Source organism: Desulfolutivibrio sulfodismutans DSM 3696 (assembly GCF_013376455.1).
Classification (GTDB): domain Bacteria; phylum Desulfobacterota; class Desulfovibrionia; order Desulfovibrionales; family Desulfovibrionaceae; genus Desulfolutivibrio; species Desulfolutivibrio sulfodismutans.
The window spans coordinates 2,334,968-2,347,516 of the sequence record NZ_CP045504.1 but is presented as its reverse complement, the minus strand read 5'-3'; the positions used below and the strand labels follow the sequence as shown (position 1 = coordinate 2,347,516).

The following is a 12,549-nucleotide window of genomic DNA, read 5'->3' as shown; positions in this document are numbered from 1 at the left end:
CGACGGCCGCATCCTGGCGGCCGGACAAACCGGGACATGCCGGTATCGGCCTCGCTTACCCCAGAAGCGCGCGGGCCTCGGCCAGTAGTTTGCCAAGGACGCCTTGATCCACGGGTTTGTTGATGCAGTCGTAGGCGCCCAGGTCCATGCACCGTTTGCGCGTGGTGTCCTGGATGTCGGCGGTGAGCACGTAGATTCTGGCGGGCATGGCCCCTGCGGCGGCCAGGCGTTCCATGACGGCCAGACCGTCCAGGGCAGGCATGTTGAGATCCAAAAGGAGCACGTCGGGCCGTTTTTCCAGCATCAACTGCAGGCATTCCTGGCCGTCTTTGGCCTCAAGCACGTCGTATCCTGCCTCGACAGCCGTCTTGGAGGTCTGGAAACGTTGAAACATGGAGTCGTCGGCGATCAAAATGGTGGGCATCGGATCAGCTCCGCAGGGGTGGCCCCGCCGGTTTGACAGTGGTGATTTGACGCAAGGCGGCCTGGATGCAGACGGCCACCTCATGCAACTCCTTTTCCAAGTCGCGCAGATGCGCAGCCGCTTCGTCGAGTTTCCCGGCATCGGCGGCATGCTCCAGGCTGCGGGCGTATTGCGCGCCTTGCCCCGCGCCGATGGTGGAGGTGGTGGACTTGAGGGTGTGGGCGTGCAGGGCCAGGTCGGCCAGGTTTCCCTGCGCAAGGGCCGTACGGCACAGTTCCAGGCGTTTGTCGATCTCCCGGGCGGAAACGGCCAGGATGGGCGCATAGCCCGCCGGGTCGATGCCCAGGCGTTCCATGGCGGCGCGGGTGTCCAAAATGTTGTGCGGCGACGTGTCCGTCGGCCCGGCAGGCGGTTGTGGCGCAACAGGGGACGGTGCGGGGGGCGGTGCGGGCGGGGTCTTCCCCTGGCTTGGCAGGAGACGCTGGATGATGGCCGCCAGTTCGGCGAAATTGATGGGCTTGGTCAGGTATTCGTCCATGCCCGCCTCCAGGCAGCGGCGGCGCACCTCGGGCGAGGCATGGGCCGTCACGGCCACGATGGGCACGTCGGGATCGAGCACCGGGTGGTCGGCCGGGCCTCCGGTGCGGATGATGCCCGAGGCGGTCACGCCGTCCATGCCCGGCATCTCCACATCCATAAGCACCAGGTCGAAGCGCTCCCGGGCCAGGGCCTCAAGGGCCTGGACGCCGCTTTGGGCCACGCTGAGCCGGTAGCCGAGCTTTTGCAGATGGGCTCCGGCCAGCTTGACGTTGACCGGGTTGTCTTCAGCCAAAAGGATGTAGGCCGGTGCGCGGTCGGCCGGAGCGTTGGCGGCCGGGGCCGGGATGTTGGCCGTCTTGAGCGTGGGCCTCCCCGGGGCGAAGACGGCCGTGAAACGGAAGGTGCTGCCCTTGTTCGGCGCGGAGGAAACCTCGATGCTGCCGCCCATGAGCTCCACAAGTTGGCGGCTGATGGCCAGGCCAAGGCCCGTGCCGCCGTATTTGCGGGCTGTGGACGCGTCTGCCTGGCGAAACATGTTGAAAAGCGTCGCTGACTGCTGGCGGGGGAGGCCGATGCCCGTGTCCGTGACCTCGAAGCGAAGCACCACCTTGGTCTTCGTGGCCGGTTCGGCATGGGCCACGCGGATGGTCACGCCCCCCGACTCGGTGAATTTGAGGGCGTTGCCCACCAGGTTGATGATGATCTGGCGCAGCCGGTTCGGGTCGCCGCGCAGATGGCGGGGGACGCTGGGGGACAGATCCAGGTTCAGCCAGAGCCCCTTTTTGGCGGCCATGGTCCCGAAGGTTTTGACCGTGGAACGCAAAACCCCGCTTAAATCGAAGTCGATATCTTCCAGGTCCAACCGCCGGGCCTCGATCTTGGACAGATCCAGGATGTCGCCGACCACGGTGAGCAGATGCCGGGCCGAGTCGCGGATGGTCTCCAGGTAGTCGATCTGTTCGGGTTCCAGGCGGGAGGCGAGCAAAAGGTCGGCCAGCCCCAGCACGGCATTGAGGGGTGTTCTGATCTCGTGGCTCATGCCCGCCAGGAAGTCGCTTTTGGCCCGGTTGGCCCGGTCGGCCTCCACCTTGGCGGCGCGCAGGTCGGCCATGGTGCGGCGGCGGTCCACGCCGTAGGCCAGTTGCTCGGCCACCGAGAGCATGATGTCCATGTCTTTTTTGGCGTAGCGGGCATGCCTGTCGAATTGCTTGACGGCCATGACCCCCAAGACTTCCTGGCGCACCCGTATGGGGACGCCCATCCAGACCTCGGGCAGGGCCCCGGGGCAGGCCATGCCGGTCATACGCATGACCTTCCGGGTGACGCACAGGGGGTGGGCGGTGCGGATGACCTCGGTCAGCAGGTTGCCGCATTTGAAGTCGCCGAAGTTGTCCTTGGACAGAGGGGGCGCCAGCCGACTCAACCTCTCCACAGGGGGCAGATCCCGGTCCCTGTCGCTGGCCACATAGGCGAAATCCAGGCGGTCATGCCGGTGGTCCACCAGGGCCACATAGAAATGTTCCGTGGGGATGACCTCGCCCAGGATGCGGCGTATGATGGGATAGACTTCCTCGGTCTCGCCGGACCCGGCGATGATGTTGGAGACGCGAAAGAGCAAGGAGGTGGTTTTCTCGCTTTCCCGCAAGTTTTCGAGCATGCGTTGCTGGGCGGTCTGCTCCCGGATGATGATGATGACGTGGGGGGCTTTAGTGACGGGATCGGTCCACGGCATGAAGCGGCACACGCAAAAGATTTGTTCCCTGGTGCGCGGATGGTCGAACCAGCCCTGCCACTCCACGGTCTCGCCGCCAAGGCAGCGTAACAAACGGGGTTTGGCCTCCCTCTCGAAGGTTGCGGCGGGCAGCAGGAGGCCTGCCGGGGTTCCGAGGATACGTTCCCGGGGGATGCCCAGCAGGGCGGGATAGGCGTCGTTGACCAGGACGTAGCGCAGATCCCGGTCGATGACGCAGATGAGGTCGGGGGTGCTGGACCAGGCCCTTTCCAGGCGACGGATTTCTTCCTTGTCCCAGGCGGCTTTTGCCTGCGCGTCGTCATGGGCGACCAGGGCCGCAGCCGTCGTCCCCAGGGCCTGGGCCAGGGCGCAGATTTCAGAAAGCGAAGGGTCCGAGGTTCCGGCCTCGAGAGCGCGGAGCCGGTCGCTGTCCATGGCGGCCCGACGGGCCGTTCCAGGCAGGTCGAGGGAGGCCTGCTGGCGAACGCGCCGCAGATTTTCGCAAAATATCAGGGGAGTACGTATGTTCATGGATTCTCGCGCAGCACGGCCAAACGGGAAAATCCGCCTGCTTACGGCGGGAAATGAACACGCCGGGTGACGTGTGTCAAGGCGGGGATTGACAGGCGGGGATGCCCCGTTCAGCAGGGCGCGGGCGCCTGGATTGCCGGGGGAGAGGCGGGGGGCGGCTTCGGCGGGACCGTCCCCAAAACGGCAGGAGCGCCGTGGCGCATGCGGGGGAAGCTGCTCAACGCACCCGGTGCAGCTTGAGGGCGATGGGCGGGGTGTTGGCCAGGGTCAACTCCCCGTCGGCCTCGTCCGGGCCGCGCAGCCAGCCGCGCAGCATGTGCCCGCTGCCGTGGAAGGCCGCAAAAAAATTGTCCACGATGGTGCCGGAAAGATGATAGGAATTTTGTTTCCCGGTGATGTCCGGCACAAGCAACAGGCCTGAAATCAGATTGCCGTTTTGGGTGAAGGTGACCGTGGCCGATTGGCCCATGACCTGGGCCTCCCATGTCCCGGCGATGTCGCGGGCGGGGCCGGGCGCGGCCGGAGCGGCCGGGGCAAAGGCCGGGATGGCCAGGGCGAGCCAGGACAGGGCCAGGAATACGCGCGTGAAGTGTGCCATGTCCGCCTCTACCGCAAATTTTCCGGATGGTCACCCGCCGCAGTCGCCTCCGCCCCGAGGGGCCTGACGCCTCTGCCCGGGCGCGCCGGTTTCGGCCATGGACATGACACAAGCCGAGTCCGTCCAGGGAGAGACGGAAACGGCTTGCGTCATTTGGCTGCGCGACCGTGGGGGAGGAGGCTGGGGGTTGGCCGCGGCAGCCGGTGGAGACCTTCCATGTTGCGCGCCGGTTGGGGGTGCCGACACGCTTGATTTCCTCTAAAGCAGGAAACGGGCCAGACAGTGGATTTTTCAAAGAAAAAAATCGCGTGCAAATTCGGTATGTTGTATTTTCTTCGGTGTGCCTTTCGAAAAGTTCAAGAAAGGACTATCGTCTTTAAGCGTACCTCGGATTGATTTTCTAAAAAATGCAAACGGCTCGGGATGACGGTGCGGTCCCGAACCGGGGATGGACAGCATGGCCCACGAACACCCCACCCGCCTGTCGCGGCGGGGAATGTTTCAGTTGATGACCGGCCGCCCTCCGGATGCGGATGCCGAAGCGGCGCCGTCGCAGGCCGCTGCCTGGCTGGACAAGGGACGCGAAGCCTTTTTGGCCGGGGACATGGAAGAGGCGGCGCGGCAACTGCGCCTGTGGTTGCGGCCGACCCCGGGCGACGATGAGGCCCGGATGCTTCTGGGGCAGGCCCTGTACGCCATGGGGCGGCATGTCCAGGCGCTGGTGGAGTTCGAGCGCGTGGCCAGGCGTAATGCGGGGCATCCGGCCGGACTGTTTTTGTGCCTGTGCCGGTTGCGTGTGGGGCGTACGGCCAAAGCCGTGGAGGCGTATGCAGCCTGGGCCGATGCTGCGCCGCAGGCCCCCGACGGCCCGGCCATGGCCGCGCTGCGGGACCATCTGGCCGCGCATATCGAGGCTGTGGCGGCCGACCCCGGCCAGGGGGCGCGTGTCGCCAGCCTCCTGGAGCAGGCGTTGGAATCGCGGCAGGGGCTGGCGGCAGACCCGCCAAACCGGGAGGCCCAGGCATGAAGGCGGCCCCCCAGACGCCGGAGCGGCGGTTTTTCGAACCCGTGTTCGTGGCCAGGCAGCCCATCCTCGACCGCGAGTCGCGGGTGTACGGCTTCGAGTTGCTGTTCCGTCAGGCGGACAACGCGACCGAGGCCCGGGTGGCTGACGCGGATACGGCCACGGCCAAGGTCATCATCGACGGCTTTCCCCTGGTCGCGGAGACCATGCTTGAGTCCAGGAAGTGTTTCGTCAATTTCCCCGAAGGACTTTTGCTCAAGCAGGCCCCCCTGGCGCTGCCCCGGGAGATGTGCGTGGTGGAGATTCTCGAGGACGTGCGGCCGACCCCGGAGGTTCTGGCCGCCTGCCGGGCCATCAAGCATGCGGGATATATGCTGGCCGTGGACGATTTCGTGGGGCAGCCGGAACTGCTTCCGTTCGTGGAGATGGCCGACATCGTCAAGGTGGAGGTGCTGGGGGCGTCGCCTTTGCGCATCCTCGAACTCGCCAAGCCCCTTCTGGCCCGGGGCGTGGCGCTTCTGGCCGAGAAGGTTGAGGATCGGGAGATCCACCACCTGTGCCTGTCCGCCGGGTTTCAGTATTTTCAGGGATTTTATTTCAGCCGCCCTGAGGTGGTCAGCGGCCGCAAGCCGCCGGTGGGGGTGGTGTCCAAGGTTCGCCTGCTGCGCGAACTGGCCGTTCCCGAAACCGAACCGGAGCGCCTTGAGGCCATCTTGTCCTCGGATGCGGGATTGTCGTTTCGGCTGCTCAAGTATTTGAATTCGGCGGCGTTTTTCAGGATGGACAAGATCGTGTCCCTGTCCCAGGCCATGATGGTCATGGGCCAAAACCCCTTGCGCAAATGGCTGATGGCCGTGCTGCTTTCCGACATGGCCCACACCCCCATCGGCCGCGAGGTTTCCTTTCAATCCCTGACCCGGGCGCGTTTTTTGGAGCTTCTGGCCCTGGGGCGGGCCAAACTGCCGCATAGCCCGGATTCCCTGTTCATGCTGGGCCTTTTTTCCCGCATGGATGCGCTTCTGGGACAGTCCATGTCCGAAGTGGCGGCCCAGCTCCCCCTGCCTGAGGACATCCTGGCCGCCCTGCGTGGGGAGCCCGGGCAGGCCGGAAAATTGCTGGGACTGGCGGCCGACCTGGAGGACGGACGCTTTGAGCAGGCCTTGGGCGTGCTGGATGCGGCCGGGGTCGATGCCGCCGAGGCGGCGAAGATCTATGCCGAGGCCACGCTGTGGGCCAAGGACATCCTGGGCTGAGTCGAAGGGCCTCATTCGAAAGCCCTTCTCACGGCGCCATGGCGGCGCATGCCGCAGAGGCCTCCTGCGGGCGGGGCCGTGCTGCCGCCGAAGCAGCCGGAAACCTCCGACTATGGTTGTCGCAGCGGCCGTGAAGACCCGTAAATTCCCGGCAAAAGCTTGTCCCCGTTCCCCGTTTACGTTATGGTCAACACCATGGAGAAAACCGGGCTCGGGTCGCGACTTCGCCGGAAGCGTCTGGGGCTTCTGGCCGCCGACAAACGCTATTCCCTGCGGCGGGTGGCGTATGCCGTGGGCATGCAGCCCTCGCACTTAAGCCGCATCGAACGCGGCGATTCCGTCTCCCTCTCCGAAGAAAAGCTGGTGGCCCTGGCCCGGGAATTGGGCGAGTGCCCGGACGAAATCCTGGCCCTCTCGGGCAAGGTGGCGGGCGATGTTCTGGCCGCGATTCGTCGCCGTCCGGGATTTTTCGCGGCCATGGTCCGCCAGGCCGACGGCGGTGACGGACAGCCCGGACGGCCCGGACAGCCAGAGTCGGCATCCGGTTTTGCCCCCGGACCAGCCGCCGACCCATCCCTCACGTCGGCCACCGAGCCCGTTTCCGGCCCCGTATCCGATTCAGCCTCTTGCCCCGCCTCTGGTCCGGCCACCGGCCTAGTCCGCCACCCAGCCCCTGGCCCCCTGCCCGGCCCCCTGCCCGGCAAGGATGACGATCTGGGGCTTCTGAAGTGGCGCTTCAACGAGTCCCAGCGGCTGGCCAGGATCGGCAGTTGGGACAGGGATCTGGTGCGCGGGGCCAACTATTGGTCCGACGAGATGTTCCGCCTGTTCGGACGGGAACCAGGCGAGGCCGCCCCCACCTGGGAATTTTTTCTCGGGCATGTGCATCCGCAGGACCGGCACATCCTTTTGGCCGTCCGCAATGCCGCCATGGCCGGGCCGGGCGAGGTGGAATACCGCTTCCGGTTCATGCGCACGGATGGCCAGATGCGCGTGGCCCAGGCCCGGGCCGTAGCCTCCTTCGCCCCGGACCAAACCCCCGTGCGCATCTCCGGAACCCTGTGCGACGTCACCGAACACCATGCCGCCATCCGCGAGGCCCGGGAGCTGGCCCGGTTTCCCCAGGAAAATCCCAATCCGGTCCTGCGGGTGAACCGGGAGGGGCAGGTGGAATACGCCAATCCGGCCGCGCAGAGCCTGTGGGGGCTGGACACGGGCGAGTCCCTGGCCGTGGCCGGGGCCCATGCCGATCTGTTTTGCATGGTTCGTTCGGCCCTGGACCAGGAAGGGCCTTTGGAAGGCGAACTGGCGTACGCCCCCCGGTCTTTCCATGGCATGGCCGTCCCCTGTCCCGAGCGCCTGTGCGCCAATGTCTATGGCATGGACATCACCCGCCGAGTGGAGGTCGAAAAGGATCTGCGTCAGGCCCACGACGGGTTGGAGCGGCGGGTCGCGGCCCGCACCCGGGAATTGGACGCGGCCAATCGGATGCTTATCGCCCGCCTGGCCCAGATGCAGGAAATGGAAAAGGCCCTGCGGGCCAGCGAGGAGCGCTACCGGGCCGTGGTGGAGAGCCAGACCGAGATCATCTGCCGTTTTAGCCCGGAGGGAACGGTGCTCTTTGCCAATGAGCCGTATTGCCGCCTGTTCGGCAAGACCCTGGAGGAGCTCACGTCCGGAACCTGGCGGCCCTTTCCCCATCCTGAGGATCTCCTGCGCATTGACCGCGAGTTGCGCGCGCTGGCCCCGGATCATCCCGTGGTGGTGGTGGAGAACCGGGTGGTGGACGGCGCGGGGCGGGTGCGGTTCATGCAGTTCATCAACCGGGGGTTTTTCAACGCCAAGGGGCGGATAACGGAAATCCAGTCCGTGGGCCGCGACGTCACCGACCGCCGCGATGCCGAACTGGCCCTGGCCGAAAGCGAAAAGAAATATCGGGATCTGGTCTCCAATCTGGAGATCGGCATCCTGGCCGCTACGGGAGACGGCCGCGTGGATATGGCCAATCGTCGGGCCCTGGAGATTCTGGGCGTGCCGCAGGACGAGATTTTAGGCCAATCCCTGGCCCGACCGCCCTTTGCCCTGTGCCGGGAGGACGCTTCCCCCCTGCGGCCCGAGGAATCGCCCCTGGCCGGGGTCTTGTTGGATCATGAACCCATGCGCGACGTCACGGTGGGCATCCGCCAGGACGGTTGGGAGGCGATCCGTTGGCTGGCCGTCGGCGTTTTTCCCGAGGTCGACGCCCGGGGCAACCTCTCGCGCGTGGTGGCGACCCTGACGGACATCAGCGAACGCCGCCGCCTGGAGGCGGAGCTTGTGGAGGGCCGGGAGCGGTTCCGGTTTCTGTACCGGCATTTCCCGCAGCCCACCTGCGTCTTTCGTCTCGTGGAGGGGGAGTTCATCCTGCTTGAGGCCAACCGGGCCGCCGTGGCGGCCGGGCGCGGCCGACTGGAGGAATTTCTGGGACGCCGGGCCGGAGAACTCCTGGCCGGGCAGCCCGAGATCTATCTGGCGCTATGGACGGCGTACGAGGGGCGGCAGCTCGTGCGGCGACGCATGGACCTGCAGCTTGACCGCGCGGCCCCGGCCAGCCACGAGGTGAGTTTCGTGTTCGTGCCCCCGGACATGGTCATGGTCCATGCCGTGCCTGCACCGGCCGGTTGTCCGGCGACCGGGCCTGATCCGGACGGATGAGGCCCCGTCCGGACGTCCCCCCGCCGACGGCGGGAAGCCCCGCTCAGGACGCCTTGCGCCAGCTTTTCTCCTCGCCTGCCAGAAGGCGGGAGATGTTTTCCCTGTGCCGCCAGGCGATCCAGGCCGCCACCACCAGGGACACGGGGATGTAGGCCGGGTTGCCGGTCGCCAAAAGGGCCACGGGAAGGGACGCCGCCAGGGCCAGGGAGCCCGCCGAGACGTATCCCGTGCGCTTGATGACCAAGACGCACACGGCCACGGCCAAAAGCGCCGCCAGGGGCGCATAGGCCAGAAAGACCCCGATGGTGGTGGCCACGCCCTTGCCCCCCCGGCCGTAGAGAAAGACCGAGCGCATGTGCCCCAAAAGGGCGGTCAGCCCCACCAGACTCAAAAAGATCCACGAGTTCGAAAACGCCGCCCCCAGGACCACCGGCAAAAAGCCCTTGAGCAGATCCAGGACCAGCACGGCCACGCCGCATTTCGTGCCGCACAGCCGGGCCACGTTGGTGGCCCCGGTGTTGCGGCTGCCGGCCTGGCGCGGGTCCACCCCGGCGCAGGCCAGGCCGATCCACAGACCGAAGGGAAAGGCGGCCACCAGATAGGTCAGGGCCAGCCAGACGATCAAAAGCATGGAACGCTCCCGGCGAGGCTAGTGTTTGAACGACCGCTGCCCGGTAAACACCATGGCCGCCTGGGGCACGGCCTCGTTGACCGCCGCGATGACCTCGGTGTCGCGGATGGAGCCGCCGGGCTGGGCGATGGCCGTCACCCCCACGGACAGGGCCAGATCCACGCCGTCGCGGAAGGGGAAAAAGCCGTCCGAGACCAAAACCGATCCCGGCAGGCCGCCCTTGGCTTCGGCTGTGCGGCGGCGGATGTCGGCCAGCAGCGTCTTGGCCGTCTCGTCCGTCTCGGCCTTTTTTTCCAGCTCGTACAAAGACAGCCCGGCCTCGGCGAAGGCCAGCCGGTCGGCGTATTTGGTCTGGGCCTTGTAGATGGTCAGTTCCACGCAGCCCACCCGGTCCTGCTCGCCGGTGCCGATGGCCACCGTGGCCCCGTTTTTGGCGAAGATGACCGAGTTCGAGGTCACGCCCGCCTCCACGGCCCAGGCGAAAAGCAGATCCTCGGCCTCCGTGGGGCTCGGGGTCCGGGCCACGGCCGTGACCCCGTCCCGTTCGGCCGTGGCCGGAAGAAAGTCCGCCGTGGACCGGATGCGGTTGCGGAAGGAGAACTGGAGCACCATGCCGCCGTCGTTGAGGCATTTGATGTCCAGGAAGGGCTCCCCGGCCAGGGCCTCAAGCTTCGCCAGCCCGGGCAGGCGCAGGATGCGCAGGTTTTTTTTGGTGCGCAGCACGGCCAGGGCCGCGTCGTCGAAGTCCGGGGCGGCCACCACCTCGAAATAGACCTGGGTCAGGCGCGTGGCGGTGTCCACGTCCATGGTCCGGTTGACCACCACCGTGCCGCCGAAGGCCGCAATGCGGTCGGAGGTGAAGGCCTTGTCGAAGGCGTCGGGAAGCCCGGCGTCGGACCAGGCCGCGCCGCAGGGGTTGTTGTGCTTGAGGATGACCACGGCGGGCTTGGCGTGCAGGTATTGCAGCACGGTGACGCCGCCGTCCACGTCGGTCAGGTTGATCTTGCCCGGGTGCTTGCCGGACTGGACCAGATGTTCTTCGGTCATGGCCGCCACCAGGGCGTGGCCGGGACCGCGAAAGGCCACCCCGCCAAGCGACAGTTCGCCTGCGGCCAGCTCGTAGAGGGCGGCGGGCTGGTCCGGGTTTTCCCCGTAGCGCAGGCCTTTTTCCGCGCCGTCGATGGTCCAGGTCTTTTTGGCGAAGCGCAGTTCGGCGCCGCCCAGGCGCAGGGTCAAGTCTCCGGGAAAGGGATCCTCGGACAGGGTGGAATACATTTTTTTGAGGTCGCTCATGGAATGGTTGTCTCCGTAGCGGGGCGTTGTGACTGGCTGTGCCTACCACAGCCCAGGCCCCCGGGCAAATTGCATTTGGCCCGTGGCGGCATTTCTGCTAGACCTGATCGGCCCGGGCGCGTCCTTATGGATCTGGCGCGGGTGTCCCGGCAAGGAGTGTGACGGTGGAGAAGGTGCTGTTGAAATTGGCCAAGCAACTGGCCGCCTTTGACGAGGCGTCGCTTATGTCCTTGTGGGAGGAATACGCCGGGCGGGTCAGCCGTTTCGAGCCCTCCAGACGTTGGGAAGAGGCGGTCCTGGTCCTGGGCATGATCCAGGCCATGCGCTTTAAAAATCAACTGTTCAATCACCATTGGGCCGCCACGGCCGCCCCGGGGGCCGCCGTCCCCGGAACCGCCGCCGGAGGCAAGGGGATGCCGCGCGAGGAGGGGCTTCGGCCCGTGCCGAGCCAGCCTGCGGCTGATCCGGCCAGGCGGGGCAAGCTTTTGACCCTGCGGCCCAAGGAAGACGGGGAGTAAGAGCCATGGCCGAGCGCAGTGTCGCCGCCGGACGCGGAATCGTGGTCCACGGCGCCCAGTGGGGCGACGAGGGCAAGGGTAAGATCGTGGATCTTTTGACGGAAAACGCCCATGCCGTGGTGCGTTTCCAGGGCGGCAACAACGCCGGGCACACCCTGGTGGTCGGGGGCGAGAAAACCATCGTCCACCTGATCCCATCGGGCATCCTGCATCCGGGCACGGCCTGCCTGGTGGGCAACGGCGTGGTCCTTGACCCGGAAGTCCTGTGCCGGGAGATGGACATGCTGGCCGCCAAGGGTGTCGACGTGTCGCCCAAGCGCTTAAAAATCAGCAAGAAAACCCAGGTCATCATGCCGTACCACCGCCTGCTCGACGGGGCGCGCGAAACCCTGCGGGCCGGGGCCAAGATCGGCACCACGGGCCGGGGCATCGGCCCCTGCTACGAGGACAAGATGGCCCGCATCGGCATCCGGGCCGGGGATTTCGCCGATCCGGAACTGCTGCGCGCCAAGATCGAGACGGCCCTTGTGGAAAAAAACGCCCTGTTCGCCAATCTGTACGGCCTGGAGGCCGTGGACCCGGCGGCTGTGTTCGAGGCGGTATTGCCCGTGGCCGAGCGGCTCACGCCGCATCTGGGCGACGTGTCCACGGAGATCCAAAAGGCCCTCGGGGCCGGGGGCGACGTGCTTTTTGAGGGCGCCCAGGGCACCCACCTGGACATCGACCACGGCACCTATCCCTTCGTGACCTCCTCCAACACCGTGGCCGGACAGGCCTCGGCCGGAAGCGGCTGCGCGCCGTCGGTGCTGTCGCGCATCGTGGCCGTGGTCAAGGCCTACACCACCCGGGTCGGCTCGGGGCCGTTCCCCACCGAGCTTTTCGGCACCGTGGGCGACTACCTCCAGTCCCAGGGCGGCGAGTTCGGGGCCACCACCGGTCGGCGGCGGCGCTGCGGCTGGCTCGATCTGGTGCTTTTGCGCGAGGCGGCCAGGCTCTCCGGGCCCACCGAAATCGCCCTGACCAAGCTCGACGTGTTAAGCGGGCTTTTCGAACTCAAGCTGTGCATCGGCTACCGCTACAAGGGCAAGGTCTACGAATATCCGCCCCAGGAGGAAAACGCCCTGGAGCATGTGGAGCCGCTGTACGAGACCATGCCCGGCTGGGACGAGGACATCACCGGGCTGACGGCCTGGGAGGATCTGCCCCTGGCGGCCCGGGAATACGTGTCGCGCATCGAGCAGGCCCTGGGCACCCGTTGTTCGCTTCTGTCCGTGGGGCCGGATCGGCGGCAGACCATCGTCCGGTCGTGAG

10 protein-coding genes are annotated in these 12,549 nt (G+C 66.5%); 5 read left to right on the top strand and 5 right to left on the bottom strand.

Annotated elements, in window-relative coordinates; genetic code table 11:
* Nucleotides 1–55 precede the first annotated feature (55 nt).
* The 3 genes from GD606_RS11020 to GD606_RS11010 all read right to left on the bottom strand — a co-directional run bounded on the left by GD606_RS11020 (nt 56) and on the right by GD606_RS11010 (nt 3,825).
* Nucleotides 56–424, bottom strand: a complete 369-nt coding sequence (locus GD606_RS11020; RefSeq protein ID WP_163303783.1) for a response regulator — start codon at nt 422–424, stop codon at nt 56–58.
* A 4-nt stretch (nt 425–428) separates the two neighbouring features.
* Nucleotides 429–3,227 carry an ATP-binding protein gene (locus GD606_RS11015; protein WP_176629278.1) on the bottom strand — a complete coding sequence of 933 codons (2,799 nt, stop codon included), beginning with the start codon at nt 3,225–3,227 and terminating at the stop codon, nt 429–431.
* A 217-nt stretch (nt 3,228–3,444) separates the two neighbouring features.
* Complete coding sequence (locus GD606_RS11010) at nt 3,445–3,825, bottom strand: hypothetical protein (RefSeq protein ID WP_163303917.1); 381 nt, start codon at nt 3,823–3,825, stop codon at nt 3,445–3,447.
* 457 nt (nt 3,826–4,282) lie between these two features.
* Here GD606_RS11010 and GD606_RS20780 point away from each other — a divergent pair, with 457 nt between their 5' ends.
* From GD606_RS20780 to GD606_RS10995, 3 genes are all read left to right on the top strand, one after another.
* Complete coding sequence (locus GD606_RS20780; RefSeq protein WP_163303918.1) at nt 4,283–4,852, top strand: tetratricopeptide repeat protein; 570 nt, start codon at nt 4,283–4,285, stop codon at nt 4,850–4,852.
* Nucleotides 4,849–6,102, top strand: a complete 1,254-nt coding sequence (locus tag GD606_RS11000; RefSeq protein WP_163303919.1) for an EAL and HDOD domain-containing protein — start codon at nt 4,849–4,851, stop codon at nt 6,100–6,102. Before GD606_RS20780 ends, GD606_RS11000 begins: the two co-directional genes overlap by 4 nt.
* A 195-nt stretch (nt 6,103–6,297) precedes the next feature.
* Entirely contained in the window at nt 6,298–8,796 is a 2,499-nt protein-coding gene (locus GD606_RS10995; RefSeq protein ID WP_176629277.1) for a PAS domain S-box protein, read from the top strand.
* 43 nt (nt 8,797–8,839) lie between these two features.
* Here the strand turns inward: GD606_RS10995 and plsY are convergent, their stop codons facing one another.
* Together plsY and GD606_RS10985 are read right to left on the bottom strand one after the other, a co-directional pair.
* On the bottom strand, nt 8,840–9,427 hold the full coding sequence (plsY, locus tag GD606_RS10990) for a glycerol-3-phosphate 1-O-acyltransferase PlsY (RefSeq protein WP_163303427.1): 588 nt from the start codon (nt 9,425–9,427) through the stop codon (nt 8,840–8,842).
* Between the two features lie 18 nt (nt 9,428–9,445).
* On the bottom strand, nt 9,446–10,720 hold the full coding sequence (locus GD606_RS10985; RefSeq protein ID WP_163303426.1) for an IMP cyclohydrolase: 1,275 nt from the start codon (nt 10,718–10,720) through the stop codon (nt 9,446–9,448).
* Nucleotides 10,721–10,884: 164 nt separating this feature from the next.
* Between GD606_RS10985 and GD606_RS10980 the strand changes: the two genes are divergently transcribed.
* A complete protein-coding gene (locus tag GD606_RS10980) occupies nt 10,885–11,238 on the top strand; it encodes a hypothetical protein (protein ID WP_163303425.1) in 354 nt (117 codons plus the stop codon).
* Nucleotides 11,239–11,243: 5 nt separating this feature from the next.
* Entirely contained in the window at nt 11,244–12,548 is a 1,305-nt protein-coding gene (locus tag GD606_RS10975; RefSeq protein ID WP_163303424.1) for an adenylosuccinate synthase, read from the top strand.
* Nucleotide 12,549: the final 1 nt, after the last annotated feature.

Excerpts from the sequence above, each read along its gene's own strand:
- GD606_RS11015 (WP_176629278.1), bottom strand. The coding sequence starts at position 3,227 with ATGAACATACGTACTCCCCTGATATTTTGCGAAAATCTGCGGCGCGTT.
- plsY (WP_163303427.1), bottom strand. The coding sequence starts at position 9,427 with ATGCTTTTGATCGTCTGGCTGGCCCTGACCTATCTGGTGGCCGCCTTT.
- GD606_RS10975 (WP_163303424.1), top strand. The coding sequence starts at position 11,244 with ATGGCCGAGCGCAGTGTCGCCGCCGGACGCGGAATCGTGGTCCACGGC.
- GD606_RS10995 (WP_176629277.1), top strand. The coding sequence starts at position 6,298 with ATGGAGAAAACCGGGCTCGGGTCGCGACTTCGCCGGAAGCGTCTGGGG.
- GD606_RS20780 (WP_163303918.1), top strand. The coding sequence starts at position 4,283 with ATGGCCCACGAACACCCCACCCGCCTGTCGCGGCGGGGAATGTTTCAG.
- GD606_RS10985 (WP_163303426.1), bottom strand. The coding sequence starts at position 10,720 with ATGAGCGACCTCAAAAAAATGTATTCCACCCTGTCCGAGGATCCCTTT.
- GD606_RS11010 (WP_163303917.1), bottom strand. The coding sequence starts at position 3,825 with ATGGCACACTTCACGCGCGTATTCCTGGCCCTGTCCTGGCTCGCCCTG.
- GD606_RS11020 (WP_163303783.1), bottom strand. The coding sequence starts at position 424 with ATGCCCACCATTTTGATCGCCGACGACTCCATGTTTCAACGTTTCCAG.
- GD606_RS11000 (WP_163303919.1), top strand. The coding sequence starts at position 4,849 with ATGAAGGCGGCCCCCCAGACGCCGGAGCGGCGGTTTTTCGAACCCGTG.